General features: G+C 68.1%; 17 protein-coding genes and 1 pseudogene. 11 read left to right on the top strand and 7 right to left on the bottom strand.

The features are described from left to right. Positions 1–11: 11 nt before the first annotated feature. Positions 12–1019 (bottom strand): AraC family transcriptional regulator, encoded by a 1008-nt coding sequence (locus tag VARPA_RS24465; protein ID WP_013543273.1) that lies wholly within the window; start codon positions 1017–1019, stop codon positions 12–14. Positions 1020–1205: 186 nt separating this feature from the next. On the opposite strand from VARPA_RS24465, the gene VARPA_RS24460 reads away from it, so the two are divergent. The 5 genes and pseudogenes from VARPA_RS24460 (at position 1206) to VARPA_RS24445 (ending at position 6284) form a co-directional block, all read left to right on the top strand. After that, positions 1206–1997, top strand: coding sequence for an SDR family oxidoreductase (locus VARPA_RS24460; protein WP_013543272.1), 792 nt, complete (start codon positions 1206–1208; stop codon positions 1995–1997). Positions 1998–2026: 29 nt separating this feature from the next. After that, the gene (locus VARPA_RS24455) at positions 2027–3265 is read left to right on the top strand and encodes a styrene monooxygenase/indole monooxygenase family protein (RefSeq protein WP_013543271.1); all 1239 of its coding nucleotides are present in this window, start codon (positions 2027–2029) and stop codon (positions 3263–3265) included. Positions 3266–3279: 14 nt separating this feature from the next. Beyond that, positions 3280–4512, top strand: a pseudogene (locus tag VARPA_RS31915) (styrene monooxygenase/indole monooxygenase family protein); the annotation flags it as partial. Further along, positions 4489–5016 carry a flavin reductase family protein gene (locus VARPA_RS31740; RefSeq protein WP_234975120.1) on the top strand — a complete coding sequence of 176 codons (528 nt, stop codon included), beginning with the start codon at positions 4489–4491 and terminating at the stop codon, positions 5014–5016. The pseudogene VARPA_RS31915 and the gene VARPA_RS31740, both read left to right, overlap by 24 nt. A 47-nt stretch (positions 5017–5063) precedes the next feature. Next, complete coding sequence (locus VARPA_RS24445) at positions 5064–6284, top strand: dienelactone hydrolase family protein (RefSeq protein WP_013543269.1); 1221 nt, start codon at positions 5064–5066, stop codon at positions 6282–6284. Between the two features lie 30 nt (positions 6285–6314). Here the strand turns inward: VARPA_RS24445 and VARPA_RS24440 are convergent, their stop codons facing one another. Next, on the bottom strand, positions 6315–7346 hold the full coding sequence (locus tag VARPA_RS24440) for a LacI family DNA-binding transcriptional regulator (protein WP_013543268.1): 1032 nt from the start codon (positions 7344–7346) through the stop codon (positions 6315–6317). A 191-nt stretch (positions 7347–7537) separates the two neighbouring features. Here VARPA_RS24440 and VARPA_RS24435 point away from each other — a divergent pair, with 191 nt between their 5' ends. The 3 genes from VARPA_RS24435 to VARPA_RS24425 all read left to right on the top strand — a co-directional run bounded on the left by VARPA_RS24435 (position 7538) and on the right by VARPA_RS24425 (position 11545). Next, positions 7538–8890: a GntP family permease gene (locus VARPA_RS24435; protein WP_013543267.1), complete on the top strand. Its 1353-nt coding sequence runs from the start codon at positions 7538–7540 to the stop codon at positions 8888–8890. A 39-nt stretch (positions 8891–8929) separates the two neighbouring features. Beyond that, a complete protein-coding gene (gene gntK, locus VARPA_RS24430) occupies positions 8930–10489 on the top strand; it encodes a gluconokinase (protein WP_013543266.1) in 1560 nt (519 codons plus the stop codon). Between the two features lie 420 nt (positions 10490–10909). Beyond that, the gene (locus VARPA_RS24425; RefSeq protein ID WP_234974830.1) at positions 10910–11545 is read left to right on the top strand and encodes a helix-turn-helix domain-containing protein; all 636 of its coding nucleotides are present in this window, start codon (positions 10910–10912) and stop codon (positions 11543–11545) included. Between the two features lie 17 nt (positions 11546–11562). On the opposite strand, the gene VARPA_RS24420 is transcribed toward VARPA_RS24425, so the two are convergent. Continuing rightward, complete coding sequence (locus tag VARPA_RS24420) at positions 11563–11988, bottom strand: low affinity iron permease family protein (protein WP_013543265.1); 426 nt, start codon at positions 11986–11988, stop codon at positions 11563–11565. Positions 11989–12191: 203 nt separating this feature from the next. On the opposite strand from VARPA_RS24420, the gene VARPA_RS24415 reads away from it, so the two are divergent. Then, entirely contained in the window at positions 12192–12452 is a 261-nt protein-coding gene (locus VARPA_RS24415; protein ID WP_013543264.1) for a ParD-like family protein, read from the top strand. Further along, positions 12452–13243 (top strand): type I methionyl aminopeptidase, encoded by a 792-nt coding sequence (gene map / locus VARPA_RS24410; protein ID WP_013543263.1) that lies wholly within the window; start codon positions 12452–12454, stop codon positions 13241–13243. Before VARPA_RS24415 ends, map begins: the two co-directional genes overlap by 1 nt. Before the next feature lie 21 nt (positions 13244–13264). Here map and VARPA_RS24405 read toward each other — a convergent pair whose 3' ends face one another. The 4 genes from VARPA_RS24405 to VARPA_RS24390 form a co-directional block, all read right to left on the bottom strand. Then, the gene (locus VARPA_RS24405) at positions 13265–13594 is read right to left on the bottom strand and encodes a hypothetical protein (protein ID WP_144299031.1); all 330 of its coding nucleotides are present in this window, start codon (positions 13592–13594) and stop codon (positions 13265–13267) included. 14 nt (positions 13595–13608) lie between these two features. Then, complete coding sequence (locus VARPA_RS24400) at positions 13609–14733, bottom strand: 3-deoxy-7-phosphoheptulonate synthase (protein ID WP_013543261.1); 1125 nt, start codon at positions 14731–14733, stop codon at positions 13609–13611. Between the two features lie 86 nt (positions 14734–14819). Beyond that, complete coding sequence (locus VARPA_RS24395) at positions 14820–15539, bottom strand: nitroreductase (protein ID WP_013543260.1); 720 nt, start codon at positions 15537–15539, stop codon at positions 14820–14822. Positions 15540–15621: 82 nt separating this feature from the next. Then, positions 15622–16623 (bottom strand): LysR substrate-binding domain-containing protein, encoded by a 1002-nt coding sequence (locus VARPA_RS24390; protein WP_013543259.1) that lies wholly within the window; start codon positions 16621–16623, stop codon positions 15622–15624. 137 nt (positions 16624–16760) lie between these two features. Here VARPA_RS24390 and VARPA_RS24385 point away from each other — a divergent pair, with 137 nt between their 5' ends. Beyond that, entirely contained in the window at positions 16761–17756 is a 996-nt protein-coding gene (locus VARPA_RS24385; protein ID WP_013543258.1) for a tripartite tricarboxylate transporter substrate-binding protein, read from the top strand. Positions 17757–17781 lie beyond the last annotated feature (25 nt).

Genomic DNA, 17781 nt, shown 5'->3' with positions numbered 1-17781 from the left:
GGGCGTGCGCATCAGGCGCCGCGCGGTCCCCGCGTCTCGGACGGCCGCTCCCCGAAGCGCGCACGGTACTGCGCCGCGAAGTGCCCCAGGTGAAGGAAGCCGTACTTCTGCGCCACCTCGCGCACGCCGGTTCCGGCGACGCCGGCCGACGACCGCAGCTCGGCCCGCACCCTGTCCAGCCGCATCTCCCGCAGGAACTCCATCGGCCCCTGCCCCGCATGCTGGCGAAACGCCAGTTGCAACGCACGCGCACTGCACCCGACTTCCCGGCACACGTCGGCCAGCGACAGCGGCTCCTGTGCATGCGCGGCCATGTATTCCTGGGCCCTGCGCACCACGCGCGGCAATAGTCGCCGCTGCGCATCGCCAGCGAGCGCGCGCGAGTGGTTGTGCCCTGCCGACATCAACAGGCTCGACATCAAATAAGCCTCGGCATGCTCGGCCAGCGGGCTGCCAGCCTGCAGCGCATTCCCCGCATCGAGCGTGAGCCGCAGGTAGTCGATGAAATGCACCAGCGGCGCCAGCACAGGGTTGTCCAGCGGCACGCCGAGGTCGAACACCAGCGCCTGCCCGACGGGCGCCTGCAGCAGCGATTCGAGCCGCGAGAGCAGCGCGGAGCGCGCGAGCTGCACGATCAGGTGCGGGCTGTCGTCGGCCCAGCGCATCGAGAGCGGTTCGGTGGGCGAGGGCAGCGACGCGAGCCGTGGCGTGGCGTCCACCTGCTGCGCGCCGCAGCGGATCTCCGCGCCGCCGCGCAGCGGAATCTGCAGCAGGAAAAATTCCTGCAGGTACCCGGGGTCGATCTGCACGCCGGGCCCGTACTGCACGTAGTTGAGGCTCACGTCCCGGTGCAGCCGCGCGCTGTGGTGGCAGGCGTCCAACTCGGTGCGCGGCTTGAGCATCACCAGCCCGTGCGGACAGAACACGCGGGCGACGCTTTCGCGTGCCTCGTCCATGTCGTGGCTCTCGAACAGCCGGTAGCGCTGCAGCGGCAACGAGGGGGTGGTGAGGGTTTCCATGGGGCGAAGGCACCGTAGCAAAAACCATCCCCGCCCACAATTCGGGCCTCCCCTCGGAAAAACCTGCGCGCCAGGGACATCGCCTGCGTTTGCGGGATGCTCCCAAGGCCCGCCCCCTCGTAACGTTCGCTCCACACACAGGCCCACCGGGTCTGCCCGATCGACCCACCGAGGAGAGCAAGCGTCATGTTCAACGGACTCGCAGGCAAGAGCGCCATCGTCACCGGCGGCGCCACATTGATAGGCGTGGGCGTGGTGCGCGCGCTGCACGCGGCCGGCGTGAAGGTCGTCGTCGCCGACATCGATGCCGACAACGGCCAGGCACTCGCCGATTCGCTCGGCGCGGGCGTGCGGTTCGTGCGCACCGACATCACCGACGACGCACAGGTGCACGCCTGCGTCGCCGAGGCGGCCGAGCGGCACGGCGGCGTGCACTTTCTCGTCAACCTCGCCTGCTCGTACGTGGACGACGGCTTCAAGTCGCCGCGTGCCGACTGGCTCACCTCGTTCAACGTGAACGTGGCGAGCGCGGTGGCGATGCTGCAGGCGGCGCACCCGCACATGGTGGCGGCCGGGGGCGGCGCGGTGGTCAATTTCACGAGCATCTCGTCGCGCGTGGCGCAGACGGGGCGCTGGCTCTACCCGGTGAGTAAGGCCGCGATGGCGCAGCTCACCCGCAACATGGCGATGGACCTCGCGCAGGACAACATCCGGGTGAACAGCGTGTCGCCGGGCTGGACCTGGTCGGCCGTGATGGAGCGCCTGAGCGGCAACGACCGCGCCAAGACCGACCGCGTGGCCGCGCCCTTCCATCTGCTCGGGCGCGTGGGCGATCCGGACGAGGTGGCGCAGGTGGTGCTGTTCCTGTGCTCCGACCACGCGAGCTTCGTGACCGGCGCCGACTACGCGGTGGACGGCGGCTATTCCGCCATGGGCCCCGAGCAGGCCGCGCCCGCCATTCCCCTGTTGATGGACTAGCTCCTCGCGGAGCATCAAGGAGCAAAGCAATGAAGCGAATCGCCATCGTCGGCGCGGGCCAGTCGGGCCTGCAACTGGGTCTCGGCCTGCTCGCGGCAGGCTACGAGGTCACGATGTTCAGCAACCGCACGGGGGAGGACATCCGCCGCGGCAAGGTCATGTCGAGCCAGTGCATGTTCGACACCTCGCTGCAGATCGAGCGCGACCTGGGCCTGGACCACTGGGCGAGCGACTGCCCCACGGTGGACGGCATCGGCCTGGCCGTGCCGCATCCCGAGCAGAAGGGCGCCAAGGTCATCGACTGGGCCGCGCGGCTGAACGCGAGCGCGCAGTCGGTCGACCAGCGCCTGAAGATCCCGGCGTGGATGGACGAGTTCCAGAAAAAGGGCGGCGAGCTCGTCTTCAAGGATGCGGGCATCGACGAGCTCGAAGCCTGCACGCAGAGCCACGACCTCACGCTGGTGGCGAGCGGCAAGGGCGAGATTTCGAAGCTCTTCGAACGCGATGCGCACAAGTCGCCCTACGACAAGCCGCAGCGTGCCCTGGCGCTCACCTATGTGAAGGGCATGGCGCCGCGCGAGCCGTTCTCGGCGGTTTGCTTCAACCTGATTCCGGGCGTGGGCGAGTACTTCGTGTTCCCGGCGCTGACCACGACGGGGCCGTGCGAGATCATGGTGTTCGAAGGCGTGCCTGGCGGCCCGATGGACTGCTGGGCCGACGTGAAGACACCCGAGGAGCATCTCGCGCGCAGCAAGTGGATCCTCGACACCTTCACGCCGTGGGAGGCCGAGCGCTGCAAGGACATCGAGCTGACGGACGACAACGGCATCCTCGCGGGCCGCTTCGCGCCGACGGTGCGCAAGCCCGTCGCGACATTGCCCTCGGGCCGCAAGGTGCTGGGCCTGGCCGATGTGGTGGTGCTCAACGATCCGATCACGGGGCAGGGCTCCAACAACGCGGCCAAGTGCGCCGACACCTATCTGAAGAGCATCCTCGCGCGCGGCGACGGCGCGGCCGATGCGGCCTGGATGCAGCAGACCTTCGACCGCTACTGGTTCGGCTATGCGCAGTGGGTCACGCAGTGGACCAACATGCTGCTCGCGCCGCCGCCGCCCCATGTGCTCAACCTGCTCGGCAGTGCCGGCGCGGTGCCGCCGCTGGCGAGCGCCTTCGCCAACGGCTTCGACGATCCGCGCACCTTCTTCCCGTGGTTCGCGGATGCCGCGGAATCGGAGCGCTACATCGCCACTTGCGCGGCTGTCGCGTAGCCCGGAGCGAACCCATGAAGCAACGCGTGGCCATCGTCGGCGCCGGACAGTCCGGCATGCAGCTCGCGCTCGGCCTGCAGCGCGCGGGGCACGAGGTGACGGTTTTTTCGAACCGCTCGGCGCGGGAGATCCTCGAAGGGCCGGTGATGTCCAGCCAGTGCATGTTCGAGACCGCGCTGCAGACCGAGCGCGAACTCGGCCTGGACGGGTGGGCAGACGAATGCCCCGCCATCGAAGGCATCGGCATCGCGGTGCGCAACCCCGAAGGCGGCAAGGCGATCGAATGGCACTCGCGGCTCGACGGGCCGGCGCAGTCAGTCGACCAGCGGCTGAAGATTCCCGCGTGGATGGACGAGTTCGAGAAACGCGGCGGCCGGCTGGTGTTGAAGGACGTGGGCCTCGACGACCTGGAGACCTGCGCGCCACTGCACGACCTCGTGGTCGTGGCGAGCGGCAAGGGCGAGATCTCGAAACTGTTCGAGCGCGACGAGGCGCGCTCCCCGTGCGACCAGCCGCAGCGCGCGCTGGCGCTCACCTATGTGAAGGGCATGAAGCCCGCCGAGCCGTATGCGCGCGTGTGCTTCAACCTGATTCCGGGCGTGGGCGAGTACTTCGTGTTCCCGGCGCTGACCACCTCGGGGCCGTGCGAGATCATGGTGTTCGAAGGCGTGCCCGGCGGGCCGATGGATTGCTGGGTTGACGTGAAGACGCCGCAGGAACACCTCGCGCGCAGCAAATGGATTCTCGAAACTTTCCTGCCGTGGGAGGCCGAGCGCTGCACCCACATCGAGTTGACCGACGACAACGGCATCCTCACCGGACGCTTCACGCCCACGGTGCGCAAGCCCGTCGCCACGCTGCCCTCGGGTCGCCAGGTACTGGGCCTGGCAGATGCGGTGGTGCTCAACGATCCGATCACGGGGCAGGGGGCGAACAACGCGGCCAAGTGCGCGGACATCTACCTCAAGCGCATCCTCGAACACGGCGACGCACCGTTCGATGCCGCATGGATGCAGGAGACCTTCGACCGCTACTGGGAAGGCTATGCGCGCTGGGCCACCGACTGGACGAACAGCCTGCTCGCACCGCCGAAGCCGCACCTCCTGAAGCTGCTGCAGAGCGCGACCCACATGCCCGCGGTGGCGAGCACCATCGTCAACGGCTTCGACGATCCGCGCGCTTTCGCGCCCTGGTGGTTCGACGCCGCCGAGGCCGACCGCTTCCTGGAGGCGCGGGCGCGCGAGGCCGTGGTCGACCGCTTCGACCGGCGTGACTTCCGCAAGGCGCTCGGCCAGTTCAGCACCGGCGTCACTGTCATCACCACGCGAGCCATCGACGGCCGCCGCGTGGGCATGACCGCCAATTCGTTCTCGTCGGTGTCACTCGATCCGCCGCTGGTGCTGTGGAGCCTCGCGCGACAAGCGCCGAGCCTGGCCGACTTCACCGGTGCCAGCCACTTCGCGATCAATGTGCTGGCCGCGAACCAGCATCACCTGTCGCGGCAGTTCTCCACACCGCAAGCCGACAAGTTCGGCGGTGTGGACTGCTGTGAGGGCACAGCCGGCGTGCCGCTGCTGGACGGCGTCATCGCCCGCTTCACCTGCCGCAACGTGAAGCAGTACGACGGCGGAGACCATCTGATCTTCATTGGCGAGGTCGAGCGCTACGATCGCTTCGACGGCGAGCCGCTGGTCTTTCATTCAGGCTATTACCAGGTGACGACAAGGCATCCGGAATGCATGCAGCAGTGAGCACGCGGCCCGCTTCACCACCCCACCTCATCCACGGAGCAGTTCACATGCAGCAAAAAATCCGCATCCAGGCCACCGACGGCAGCGGCAGTTTCAACGGCTACCTCGCATTGCCCAAAGCCGGCAGCGGCCCCGGCCTCGTGATCGCGCAGGAAATCTTCGGCATCAATTACACGATGCGCGAGGTGGCCGATTACTACGCGGAAGAAGGCTACGTGGTGCTGGTGCCCGACCTCTTCTGGCGCCAGGAGCCCGATGTCGAACTCGGCTACAGCGAGGCCGACTGGCAGCGCGCCTTCGCGCTCTACGGCGGCTTCGACGAGGCCAAGGGCATGGAAGACATGCAGGCCGCGATCACCGCATTGCGCCAGCGGCCCGAGGTGCAGGACAAGAAGGTCGGCGTGCTCGGCTTCTGCCTCGGCGGCAAGCTCGCGTACCTGGCTGCGTGCCGCACCGATGCGGACGTGGCCGTCGGCTACTACGGCGTGGGCATCGATGCCGCGCTTGGCGAAGCCGACCACATCAAGCGCCCGCTCACGCTGCACATCGCCGAGCTCGACAAGTTCTGCCCGCCCGAGGCGCGCGACCGCATCGTGCAGGCGCTGCAGGGCCGCCCGGGTGTTTCGCTCTACGTGTACCCCGGCATGGACCACGCCTTCGCACGCCACGGCGGCGAGCACTTCCACAAGCCTTCGGCGCTGATGGCGCACGAGCGCAGCATCGCGGCGCTGAAAGGCGCGATCGGCCCGAACTACGACCTGTCGGCGCTCTGGGACAAGCATTGCGAGTACGAGTTCGGCACGCGCAACGTCGACGACACGATGGGCACCATGGTGGCCGAGCCGTATGTGAACCACATCCCGACCATGACCGGCGGCGTGGGCTACAAGGCGCTGCACGCCTTCTATACGAACCACTTCGTCAACAGCAACCCGCCCGACACCTCGCTGGTGCCGATCTCGCGCACCGTGGGCGCCTCGCAAGTGGTCGACGAAATGCTGTTCTGCTTCACGCACACGACCGAAATCCCGTGGATGCTTCCCGGCGTGGCGCCGACCGGCAAACGCGTGGAGATTCCGCTGCTCGCGGTCATCAAGTTCCGCGGCGACAAGCTCTATCACGAGCACATCTACTGGGACCAGGCGAGCGTGCTGGTGCAGGTCGGCTTGCTCGATCCGAAGCTGCTGCCGGTCGCGGGCGTGGAGACGGCGCGCAAGCTGCTGGACGAGACGCTGCCGTCGAACACGTTGATGGAAAAAACGCGCTGAGGCTGAGGCTGCGGCGCGCCGCCCTTCGCCTCAACTGCTGCGCCGCACCACCAGGTCGAAGCCCAGGTCGACAGTGCGCTCGGGCACCGGCGCCGCGCGCATCAGCGCCAAGAGCATGGTGGCTGCGCGCCGGCCGATCTCGCGGCGCGGGGTGCGCACCGTGGTCAGCGGCGGCAGCATCTGGTCGCTGCCGCCCAGGTCGTTGAAGCCCGCAATGGCCACGCGCTGCGGCACCGGAACGCCGGTGCGCAGCGCGGCGAGCAGCGCGCCCTGGGCGAGGTCGTCGTTGCAATAGAAGATGGCGTCCACGTCGGGGTGGCGCGCGAGCAGGTCCTCGAACTGCCGGCCGCCCAGCGCAATGGAGGTCGGGCCGGGCACCAGCAGCTCGAGCGCCGGGTCGTGGCAGCCGGCCGCGCGCAATGCCTCGCGATAGCCCTCCAGCCGCATCATCACGCGCGGATCGAGCTGGCCGGCGGCATAGGCGATGCGCCGGCGGCCGCGCTGCAGCAGGTGCTCGACGATCGTGCGGCCCGCGTCCCGCTGCGAGAAGCCGACGCTGTAGACGCCGGGCGCGTCGGAGGTTTCCATCAGGTGCACGCAGGGCGTATTGCTGCGCTCGAGCATTCGCAGGGCCGCCTCGCTGCGGTCGAAGCCGGTCAGCAGCACGCCCGCCGGCCGCTGCGAGAGGTAGCTGCGCAGCAGCGCTTCTTCCTGCGCAGGGTCGTAGTGGGTCACGCCGATGAGCGACTGGAAACCGTGCGGCGAGAGCGCGTCCTGCACCGCCTCCAGCAGTTCCACGAAGAGCTGGTTGGTCAGTGACGGGATCAGCACCGCCACATGCGAGCTGCGCGCCGAAGCCAGCGCGCGGGCCGCCACGTTGGGGATGTAGCCGAGCTGGTCGACCGCCGCCTGCACGCGCGCCTGAAGCTCGGGCGCCACATTGCGCGCGCCGCGCAAGGCGCGCGACACCGTGATCGGGCTCACGCCGCAGGCGCGGGCCACATCGTCGAGCGTCACCTGGCTGGAGGAACGGGGGCGGGGTCGGTCGGGGGCGTCGGCCATGGGCGATTTCTAAGGGTTATTACCAAGTTTGAATTGGACAGCGCTGTCCTAGGATAGCGCTGTCCAGCCCTGCGCCGATTCGGGACAAACCCGAGCGCGCCCAGAGTGCTGTTTTTTTGGACCGCGCAGGATAGCGCTGTCCCACTCGCCGGCGGCCCCTGTTGCGGCAGCCGGTTTCAGGAGACACACACATGTTCGGAATGAGCAAAGAGGTTTTCCTGCTCGTCGACGCCCTGGTGGCGATCCTCGGGCTGATCCTTCTGATCACGCGCTGGCGCGTGCACCCCTTCATTGCGCTGACGCTGGCCGCGGGCTTCCTCGGCCTCACCTCGGGCATGCCGGTGGACCTGGTGATGAAGTCCTTCCAGGAGGGCTTCGGCGGCGTGCTCGGCTTCGTGGGCATCGTGCTCGGCCTGGGCACCATGCTCGGCAAGATGATGGCCGAGTCGGGCGGCGCCGACCGCATCGCGCGCACGCTGATCGATGCCTTCGGCAAGGAGCGCGTGCACTGGGCCATGATGTCCGCGGCCTTCCTCGTGGGCATTCCGCTCTTCTTCGAGATCGGCTTCGTGCTGCTGATTCCGCTGGTGTTCATCGTGGCGCGGCGCACCGGCGTGTCGCTGATCCGCATCGGCATTCCGCTCCTGGCGGGCCTGTCGGTGGTGCACGGCCTGGTGCCGCCGCATCCCGGGCCGCTGCTGGCCATCGGCGTGTTCGGCGCCGACATCGGCAAGACCATCTTCTACGGCCTGCTTGTCGGCCTGCCCACCGCGATGATCGCGGGCCCGATCTTCGGCAAGTACATCTCCAAGTACGTGCCGGGCGAGGCCTCGCCCGAACTGATGGAACAACTGGCGCGCGAACCCGAGGCGCGCGAGCTGCCGGGCTTCGGCATCACGCTGGTCACGATCCTGCTGCCGGTCGCGCTGATGCTCTTGAAGACCTTTGCCGACGTGGCGCTCGACGACAAGAACGTCGTGCGCCAGTGGCTGGACTTCATCGGCCACCCGATCACCGCGCTGCTGGCGGCACTGCTGCTGTCGCTCTACACCTTCGGCTTTGCGCGCGGTTTCACCAGCAAGCAGATCATGAAGTTCGTGGACGACAGCCTCGCACCGACCGCGGCCATCGTGCTGATCATCGGCGCGGGCGGCGGCTTCAAGCAGATGCTGGTGACCAGCGGCGTGGGCAATGCCATCGGGCACATGGCGCTGAATGCGCAGGTCTCGCCGATCCTCCTGGCCTGGCTGGTGGCGGGGCTGATCCGCATCGCGACGGGTTCGGCCACGGTCGCCACCATCACCGGCGCGGGCATCGTCGCGCCGCTCGCCACCCTGGTGCCGGGCGTGAACCTCGAGCTGCTGGTGCTGGCCACGGGCGCGGGGTCGCTGATCCTCTCGCACGTCAACGACGCGGGCTTCTGGCTGGTCAAGCAATACTTCAACATGACGGTGGCAGAGACCTTCAAGACCTGGACGGTGATGGAAACGCTGATCTCGGTCGTGGCCCTTGCGTTCATCATGCTGCTGAGCATGTTCGTCTGATCGTGTTCGCCTGAATGTGATCACTTAAGGAGACAAGCCATGGGCCGCACCGTCATCGGCGTCGACATCGGAACCACCAGCACCAAGGCGGTGGCCTTCACGCCCGCGGGGCGTGTGCTGGCCCACCACGCGGTGGACTACCCGCTGCTGCAGCCCGAAGCCGGCGCCGCCGAGCAGGATCCCGAGCAGATCTTCCAGGCGGTGCTCGCGGCCATCGCGGGCTGCGTGCAGGAGAGCAAGGCCGCGCCCGCCGACGTGCTCGCCGTGTCCTTCAGCGCGGCCATGCACAGCCTGATCCTGGTCGACGGTGCGGGCGCGCCGCTGACCGCCAGCATCACCTGGGCCGACCAACGCGCTGCGCGTTGGGCCGAGCGCATCCGCGACGAATGGGACGGGCTGGCGATCTACCGCCGCACCGGCACGCCGATCCACCCGATGTCGCCGCTGGTCAAGCTGGTGTGGCTGCGCCACGAGCGGCCCGAACTCTTCGCGAGTGCGGCGCGCTTCGTCGGCATCAAGGAATACGTGTTCTTCCGGCTCTTCGGCCAGTGGCAGGTCGACCATTCGATCGCCTCGGCCACGGGGCTCTTCAACATCGAGCGGCTCGACTGGGACGAAGGCGCGCTCGCGCTGGCCGGCGTGCGCGCCGACCAGTTGTCGCGCCCGGTGCCGACCACCTGGCACATCGAGGGCCTTGCGGCCGATGTCGCGGCGCAGTTGGGCCTGGCAACCGACACGCCCTTCGTCATCGGCGCCAACGACGGCGTGCTTTCCAACCTCGGCGTGAACGCGGTGGCGCCCGGCGAGGTGGCCGTGACCATCGGCACCAGCGGCGCGATGCGCACCGTGGTCGACCACCCGATGACCGACCCCGAGGGCCGCACCTTCTGCTATGCGCTCGCCGAGCGGCGCTGGGTGGTGGGCGGTCCGGTGAACAACGGCGGCATCATCCTGCGCTGGGTGCGCGACGAATTCGCCTCGGCCGAGGCCGAGACCGCCAAGCGCCTGGGCATCGACACCTACGAGGTGCTCACGCGCATCGCCGAGCGCGTGTCGGCCGGCAGCGAGGGGCTGGTGTTCCATCCCTTCCTCACCGGCGAACGCGCGCCTTACTGGAACGCCGACCTGCGCGGTTCCTTCTTCGGGCTGGGCATCCACCACCGCAAGGAGCACATGATCCGCGCGGTGCTCGAGGGCGTGATCTTCAACCTCTACAGCATCCTGCCGGCGGTCGAATCGATTGCCGGGCGCAGCGCCCACATCAAGGCCACCGGCGGCTTCGCGCGCTCGGGCATGTGGCGCCAGATGATGGCCGACGTGTTCGACCGCGAGGTGGTGGTGCCCGAGAGCTTCGAGAGCTCGTGCCTGGGCGCCGCGGTGCTCGGGCTCTATGCGCTGGGCCATGTCGATTCGCTCGACGTGGTCGCGGGCATGGTCGGCGCCACGCACCGCCACACGCCCAATGCGAAGAACGCGGCGCTCTACCGGCAGCTGCTGCCGGTGTACCTGTCGCTGCCTCGCAAGCTCGGCGAGGAATACCGGCTGCTCGCCGCGTTCCAGCAGCAGACGGCGATGCCGCCGCCGGCCCGCAAGAGCTGACGCCCGCCACCCACCGTTCATCGTTGTCGTCCGTTGGAGATTTGGTCTTGCAGAACACGATCCCGCCGGCCTCCGCCTCCCGCACGCATGCGGCCGCCGCGCGCTCGTACACGAACGCGCGTCCCCGCCCACTCGATGCGCGGCGCGGCGCGGCATCCGAGCCCGCGGTGCCCGCACCGGAGGAGACCCGGGCCACCATCCACTGCGAGACCTCTCCTGCGGCCTCGGTGCGCGGCAACGAGACGAACTGCCTGCACGAGCACGAGCTGCACCTGATCGGGGCCGCGCCGGCGCGCCTGCGCGTGGGCAGTGGCATCGACGAGGAAACCCACCGCTTCGCGCCTGGCACCGTGGTGCTGCTGGGCCCGCGGCTGCCGCACAGCCTTGTGTTCGAGCACCGCCCGCTGCATGGCGCGGGCAATGCCGGCAGCCTGGTGCTGCGCTTCGGCGACGAGCCGCTGCGCCGCGGCATGGAGCTGTTTCCCGAGCTTCGCGACGCGGCGCCGCTCCTGGCGCGCGCGCCAGGGCGTGCAGTTCGTGGGACTGAACGAAGGCATCGTTTCGCGGCTGCGGCGCATCGAGATGCTGCAAGGCCTCGCACGCTTCGCGGAATTCACCGTGCTGCTCAACGAGCTCTCGCAATGGTCCGAGTACCGGCTGCTGGCCGATGCCGCGTTCACCGACGATTCGCTGGGCGAGCACATGGCTGCGACGCGCATCCACAAGGCGCTCGACCACATCCGCGACAACTACGTGGACGAACTCTCGCTCGCCGAGGTCGGCGCGATCGTGGGCATGCGCGAGAACGCTTTCTCTCGCAGCTTTCGCCGTGCCACGGGCCAGACCTTCACCGACTTCGTGATTGGCCTGCGCGTGGCGCGTGCCTGCCGCCTGCTGGCATCGACGCGCCAGCAGGTGAGCAGCATCTGCTACGAGGTGGGCTTCAACAACATCTCGAACTTCAACCGGCACTTCCGGCGGATCAAGGGCATGACGCCGGGTGAATTTCGCGCGGAGTGCCAGAGGCCGGGCGTCCCCGTCACCTCCGTGTCATAGGCAGGCCGGATCGGGCCTCAGGACTTGGTCGCGGCTTCGCCGTCGTGACCGCGTCGGCGGCGCTCGGCGCGGGTGCGATCCAGCGTGGCCTGGTTGCTCCTGGCCGCCGCCTCGCATTTCTCGTGCAGCGCGGTCAGTTCATGGTCGGTGAGCTTCTCGATGCCCATGAATTCGTTCTGGGCGTTGGACGAGCGGATCAACTCGTCGAGCTTCGTCTGCAGCGCCACGCCATCGCGGTTCTGGGTGTTCTGGATCAGGAACACCATGAGGAAGGTCACGATGGTGGTGCCGGTGTTGATGACCAGCTGCCAGGTTTCCGAGAAGCCGAAGAACGGTCCGGCCACCGCCCAGGCAACGACCACGGCCACGCACACCAGGAAGGTGAGCGGGCTGCCCGCGACATGCGCGGTCTTGTTGGCGAACAAGGCGAACAGGCGATCCATGAATGACGTTGCTCCTTCTTGCGTGGAAGGTGCCCGCGGTGGTGCCTGGCGTGTGTCGTCCGACGCCGCGAGAAGGTGTTCATGAAGATGCAATGGGTGTGTCGGCGCGCTCCCCTGTAGGCACAAACACCCCCGGTGTCTGGAGCACGCCAGGGATATACGAAGCATATATACTTCGCGCATATTCCATATAGAGGCCGCCGATGGGCATCGTAAAGATTTCAGACCTGATGCACGAGAACCTGCGAGTGGCCGGCAACGCCCTCAGCCGGTCCATCAACTCGCAGGCCGAGCACTGGATGCGCGTCGGCATGCTGACCGAGATGCACCCGGAACTGGACTACCGGGAAGTCTGCCAACTGCTCATACAGGCTGAACTCGCCGGAGGGCTGGACATCGCCTCGGCCGTCACGGCCCAGGCCGGCAAGCCTCGCTCACCTGCGGCTGCGAACGGAAAACGCTGATGGCGCGCGACATCGTCATCAAGTCCGCCGAGGACATCGAGATGTCGCGGCGGGCCGCCCAGTTGGCCGCGGAGGTGCTCGCCATGATCGAGCCCCACGTCGTGCCGGGTGTGAGCACGGAAGCGCTCGACCGCATCTGCCACGACCACATCGTGAATGTGCAGGGCGCCATACCGGCCAACGTGGGCTACCAGGGGTATCCGAAGACCATCCTCACTTCCGTCAACCAGGTGGTCTGCCATGGGATTCCTTCGCCCGACAAGATTTTGAAGAAGGGCGACATCGTCAACATCGATGTCGCGGTCATCAAGGACGGCTGGTTCGGCGACACCAGCCGCATGTACTTCGTCGGCTCTCCCAGCGTGCTGGCCCGTCGCCTGGTGGAGACGACCTACGAAGCCATGCTCGCGGGCATCCGCCAGGTCAGGCCCGGAGCGACGCTGGGCGATGTGGGTCATGCCATCCAGTCGGTCGCGCAGCGGGAGCATTTCAGCGTGGTGCGCGAATACTGCGGCCACGGCATCGGCCGGGTCTATCACGAGGACCTGCAGGTGCTGCACTACGGGCGGCGCGGGGAGGGGCTCAGGCTCGAAGCGGGAATGGTCTTCACCATCGAACCGATGCTCAACGCGGGCCAGCGTGACGTCAGGCAATTGCCCGATGGGTGGACCGTCGTGACGAAGGACAGGTCCCTGTCCGCCCAGTGGGAACACATGGTGGCGGTAACCCCCGAGGGATACGACGTGCTGACGGCCTGGCCCGGCGGCACGGGCAGCTACGCGCCGATCTGACGCGCGTCGGTCCGGCCGCTTCTACTCAGGTTGGCCGCGCAAGGCCCTGAGTCCGAAATACGCCATGAAGCAGAGCGAGAGCGCAATGCCGGCCACGGGGATCGGCCACGCTACATCGCCGCGTACCAGCACCGCGGCGCACCCCAGTCCGAGCAGCAGCGATATCGCAAAACGTATGGCGGGATGCACCCGGTGTCCGATCGCATCGTCCAGGTCTCTGTGCTGTGCCCACAGACGCATGGCGGCCACCAGGACGCCGATCACCATGGCCGTCGCGATGGCGCCCAGCAGCAGTGGACGCAGGCTCTCGTCGGCCCACATCACGCTGACTCCGCGAACGACTTCTTCCATTCAGGCCTTCGGTCTCAAGCCTTCGACAGCTTGCGCCGCGCCTTGACCGCCGAAGCCAGTCCCTCGAGCACCGGCACCGTCTGCGCAAAGCCGATGCAGGCATCGGTGATCGACACGCCGTGCTTGAGCGCAACGCCGGGCTTCAGGTCCTGCCGGCCTTCCTCGAGATGGCTCTCGATCATGAGGCCCGTGATGCGATGCTCGCCGCCCGCGATCTGCGCCGCCACGTCTTCGGCGACCACGATCTGGCGCTGGTGCTGCTTGCTGCTGTTGCCGTGCGAGACATCGATCATCACCTGCGGCCGCAGGCCGTTCGCCAGCAGCGCCTGGCAGCTGGACTCCACGTCCGCGGCCGAATAGTTGGGCGCCTTGCCGCCGCGCAGGATGACGTGGCAGTCGTCGTTGCCGCGCGTCTCGAAGATCGCGGCCATGCCCATCTTGGTCATGCCCATGAAGGCGTGCGGCGCGCGGGCCGCGAGGATGGCGTCGGCCGCCACCTTGACGCTGCCGTCCGTGCCATTCTTGAAGCCGACCGGGCAGCTCAGGCCCGAGGCCAGTTGCCGATGGCTCTGGCTCTCGGTGGTGCGCGCGCCGATGGCGCCCCAGGCGATCAGGTCGGCAATGAACTGCGGGCTCAAGAGGTCGAGGAACTCGGTGCCGGTCGGCAGGCCCAGCGTGGTCAGCTCCAGCAGCAGGCGCCGCGCGCGCTCCAGCCCTTCGTTGATCGCGAAGCTGCCGTCCAGGTGCGGGTCGTTGATGTAGCCCTTCCAGCCGACGGTGGTGCGCGGCTTCTCGAAGTAGGCGCGCATCACGATGACGAGGTCGTCCTGCAGCGAGTCGGCGACCTTCTTCAGGCGCTGTGCGTATTCGATGGCCTGGTCGTGGTCATGGATGGAGCAGGGGCCGACCACGACCACCAGCCGGTCGTCGCGGCCGTGCAGCACATCGGCGATCGCCGCGCGGCTGCTCTCGACCAGCGCCAGCGTGTTGTCGCGCACCGGCACGCGCTCCTGCAGCAGCGCGGGGGTCATGAGCGGGCGAACGGCGCCGATGCGCACGTCGTCGATGCGTGTGGTGTCGAGCGTGCTGTCGCGGGAGCCGATTTCGGCGTCGTGGAGGGGGTCGTCGAGGCGGGGCATGGTCGTGGCTTTGATTTCGGATGGGGCTCCTGCGATTGTCCGTCCGAAGGCGCCTGCCCGAATCTCCACGCGTTTTCAGTCCCGATTCATGCCTCGGTTGCGCCGCCATCGAAGCCGTGGAAAACGGTGAACGCTTCCACCGGCTCCCTCGGCATCCCGAGACGGTGCAATGCCGAACCCGGCTGCGCCCAGCCGAGCGACATGCCGCACACCACGGTCTGGCCCTCAGGCAACGGCAGGCATTCGCGGATGACCGGCTCGTGCCGCACGAACGACACCTGCGGACAGGTGTCGAGCCCGCGCGCTCTCGCGGCGAGCATGAAGGTCTGCAGGAACATGCCGAAGTCGGCCCAGCTGTGCGGCATCAGCCGCGCGTCGATCGTGAAGATCAGGCCCACCGGCGCGTCGAAGAACAGGTAGTTCTGCGCCGTCTGCCGGTAGCGAGCCGCCGCATCCGCGCGGTCGATGCCCAGGGCCGCGTAGTAGCGCGCGCCGAAGTCCGCCTGCCGCGTTTTGCATTCGGCGGGCAACTCGGGTGGAAAGTGCTGTGAGGCGGGGAGTTCGTCGCGTTCGTGCGAGCGCAGCAGCGCCTCGCTGAACCGGCGCTTGGCGTCGCCTTCGAGCACGTGCACGAACCACGGCTGCGTGTTCGAGTTGCTCGGCGCGCAACGCGCGACCTCGAGCATTTCCACGACGAGCGCCTTGGGAACCGGCGTCGGCTGGAAGGCGCGAACCGCCGCGCGCGAGCGGATGACCGCGTCGACGGCGTCTCGCGCTGCGCCGTCCTTAGGGGATGCTTTCATCATGGCGCGATGCTCGCACGCAGGTGCGCGGCTGCCCATTGAAACTTGCGCAGCATGGGTATGCACGGCGTCGGATTTGGGTGGGTCAGCCCTGACGCGCGCCTTGCTCGCCGCGTGTCGATTCCGCGATTTGCGCGAGCTGTTCCCGGAGCCAGACATGGGCCGGATCGTGCTCGTGCCGCCGATGCCATATGGCGCGCAGGCTCACGTTCGCCACCTCGTAGGGCAGCGGCTTCGCATGCACGTCGCCGCGGCTTGCGAAGGCTTGTGCGAGCGGTGCCGGCACGATGGAAAGCATGTCGCTGTCCACGAGGAGCTCGGGCACCGCGAGCGAATGCGGCACGGTGACGCGGTAGCGCGGACGCTGGCCAATGGCCGCGAGCGCATCTTCCAGCGCCTGCCGGTCGAACATCTCGGACTGCCGCGCGAGCCCGCGCTCGACGATGTAGCCGCTGACCGCGCCTTCCTCCTGCCCGCCGAGCGACACGGTCACCAGCGGAAATTCCGCGAGGTCGTCGACGCGCAGCCGGCGCCGCCGCAGCGGATGGCCCTTGCGCATGACCAGCACGTCTTCCTGCGTCCACACCGGGCCGCTCTGGAAGCGCGGCGGCACCTCCGCGAAGATGCCGATGGCCAGGTCGATGCGGCCCACGTCGATCTGTTCGGCGAGGTCCAGCCGCGTGGACGGCCGCACGACGAGGTTCACCGCCGGCGCGATGGAGGCCACACGGCGGCTGAGGCCGACGAGCAGCACCGAGGTCACGTAGTCGTTCGCGGCCAGCACGAAGGTGCGCGAGGCCGTCGCGGGGTCGAAGGGCTGCACGCCTAGCGTGTCGTGGATGCTGCGCAGCGCCTCCCGCAGCGGCGCGGCCATTGCGAGTGCGCGCGCGGTGGGCTCCATGCCGCGGGCGGTGCGGATGAACAGCTCGTCCTGCAGCGCTTCGCGCAGGCGCGCCAGCGCATGGCTGATGGCGGACTGGCTCAGGTGCAGGCGCTTGCCGGCACGCAGGAGGTTCTGGTCCTCGAAGACGGCGTCGAACACGCGAAGCAGATTGAGGTCCATGCGGTTCGGATTCACTGTGGCCATCTTTTTCTCCTCATGTTGCACGCGCTGCATTGTCGTGTTGCAGATTGATCGCTTCCAGTGGCAGATGCGCGGTGGCACCGTTCGTCCATGCGTTCCTGGCGGGACATGGGCGAGACAAACAACTGGAGCAATCGATCATGGTGCATCACATTTCACGGCGGACTTTCGCAGCGCGCGCCGCGTGCCTCGTGCCGGGCGCGGCGCTGTTGCCGGCACTTGCAATCGCGCAGACCGATGCAGCGATGGGGCGGCTCATCGTCGGCTATCCGCCCGGCGGCACGCTCGACCAGACCGCGCGCCGCCTCACCGAATCGTGGCGCACGCAGGGCCGGCCGTACCTCGTGGACAACCGGCCCGGCGCTGCCGGACGCATCGCCAATGCGCAGCTCAAGCGCGAGAAACCGGACGGCAGCGTGCTGCTGTGCACGCACACCTCGGCGATGACGATCTACCCGCACGTCTACGCCAACCTCGCATACGACCCCGCGAAGGATTTCAGGCCCGTCGCATTGCTGGCCTCCGCGACCTGCGTGCTGGCCGTGAGCACGGCCGTGCCGCCCGAAGTGAAGACGCTGGCCGACTACGTGCGCTGGCTCAAGAAAACGGAGACGGGTCGCACCTACGCATCGCCCGCGGCCGGCTCGCTCGCGCAGTTCCTGGGCTATCGCTTCTCGCAGGCGGCCGGCGTGCCGCTCACGCATGTGGCCTATCGCGGTTCCGCGCCCGCGGTGCAGGACCTGCTCGGCGGACAGATCCCCGCCTACATCGGCTTCGTGGGCGACTTTCTCCAGTACCTGGAGAGCGGCAAGCTGCGCCTCCTGGCCGCGAGCAGCGAGCGCCGCTCGCGCTTCTTGAAGAGCGTGCCGACCTTCGCGGAGCAGGGCTTCGACACCGTGACCGGGCTCGAGAGCTATGGCGTCTACGCGCCCGCCGCCACGCTGGAGAAAACCGTGGCGGCGCTCGCCGAAGCCACGCAAACCGCATCGCGCGACAGCACGCTCATTGCGGGCCTGTCGCAGATCGGCCTGGAAGCCGCCTACCTCGGGCCGGCCGACTGCACCCGCCTCATCGCCACCGAGCGGGAGCGATGGAAGCCGGTGGTCGCGGCCTCCGGATTCCGGGCCGACGAGTGAAGCAGCCAAGAAGAACTCTCGAAGC

The organism is Variovorax paradoxus EPS (genome assembly GCF_000184745.1).
In the GTDB taxonomy this organism is placed as follows: domain Bacteria; phylum Pseudomonadota; class Gammaproteobacteria; order Burkholderiales; family Burkholderiaceae_C; genus Variovorax; species Variovorax paradoxus_C.
This window is presented reverse-complemented; position numbering and strand designations above follow the sequence as displayed.

Excerpts from the sequence above, each read along its gene's own strand:
- VARPA_RS24465 (WP_013543273.1), bottom strand. The coding sequence starts at position 1,019 with ATGGAAACCCTCACCACCCCCTCGTTGCCGCTGCAGCGCTACCGGCTG.
- VARPA_RS24460 (WP_013543272.1), top strand. The coding sequence starts at position 1,206 with ATGTTCAACGGACTCGCAGGCAAGAGCGCCATCGTCACCGGCGGCGCC.
- VARPA_RS24455 (WP_013543271.1), top strand. The coding sequence starts at position 2,027 with ATGAAGCGAATCGCCATCGTCGGCGCGGGCCAGTCGGGCCTGCAACTG.
- VARPA_RS24445 (WP_013543269.1), top strand. The coding sequence starts at position 5,064 with ATGCAGCAAAAAATCCGCATCCAGGCCACCGACGGCAGCGGCAGTTTC.
- VARPA_RS24440 (WP_013543268.1), bottom strand. The coding sequence starts at position 7,346 with ATGGCCGACGCCCCCGACCGACCCCGCCCCCGTTCCTCCAGCCAGGTG.
- VARPA_RS24435 (WP_013543267.1), top strand. The coding sequence starts at position 7,538 with ATGTTCGGAATGAGCAAAGAGGTTTTCCTGCTCGTCGACGCCCTGGTG.
- gntK (WP_013543266.1), top strand. The coding sequence starts at position 8,930 with ATGGGCCGCACCGTCATCGGCGTCGACATCGGAACCACCAGCACCAAG.
- VARPA_RS24425 (WP_234974830.1), top strand. The coding sequence starts at position 10,910 with ATGCCGGCAGCCTGGTGCTGCGCTTCGGCGACGAGCCGCTGCGCCGCG.
- VARPA_RS24420 (WP_013543265.1), bottom strand. The coding sequence starts at position 11,988 with ATGGATCGCCTGTTCGCCTTGTTCGCCAACAAGACCGCGCATGTCGCG.
- VARPA_RS24415 (WP_013543264.1), top strand. The coding sequence starts at position 12,192 with ATGGGCATCGTAAAGATTTCAGACCTGATGCACGAGAACCTGCGAGTG.
- map (WP_013543263.1), top strand. The coding sequence starts at position 12,452 with ATGGCGCGCGACATCGTCATCAAGTCCGCCGAGGACATCGAGATGTCG.
- VARPA_RS24405 (WP_144299031.1), bottom strand. The coding sequence starts at position 13,594 with ATGGAAGAAGTCGTTCGCGGAGTCAGCGTGATGTGGGCCGACGAGAGC.
- VARPA_RS24400 (WP_013543261.1), bottom strand. The coding sequence starts at position 14,733 with ATGCCCCGCCTCGACGACCCCCTCCACGACGCCGAAATCGGCTCCCGC.
- VARPA_RS24395 (WP_013543260.1), bottom strand. The coding sequence starts at position 15,539 with ATGATGAAAGCATCCCCTAAGGACGGCGCAGCGCGAGACGCCGTCGAC.
- VARPA_RS24390 (WP_013543259.1), bottom strand. The coding sequence starts at position 16,623 with ATGGCCACAGTGAATCCGAACCGCATGGACCTCAATCTGCTTCGCGTG.
- VARPA_RS24385 (WP_013543258.1), top strand. The coding sequence starts at position 16,761 with ATGGTGCATCACATTTCACGGCGGACTTTCGCAGCGCGCGCCGCGTGC.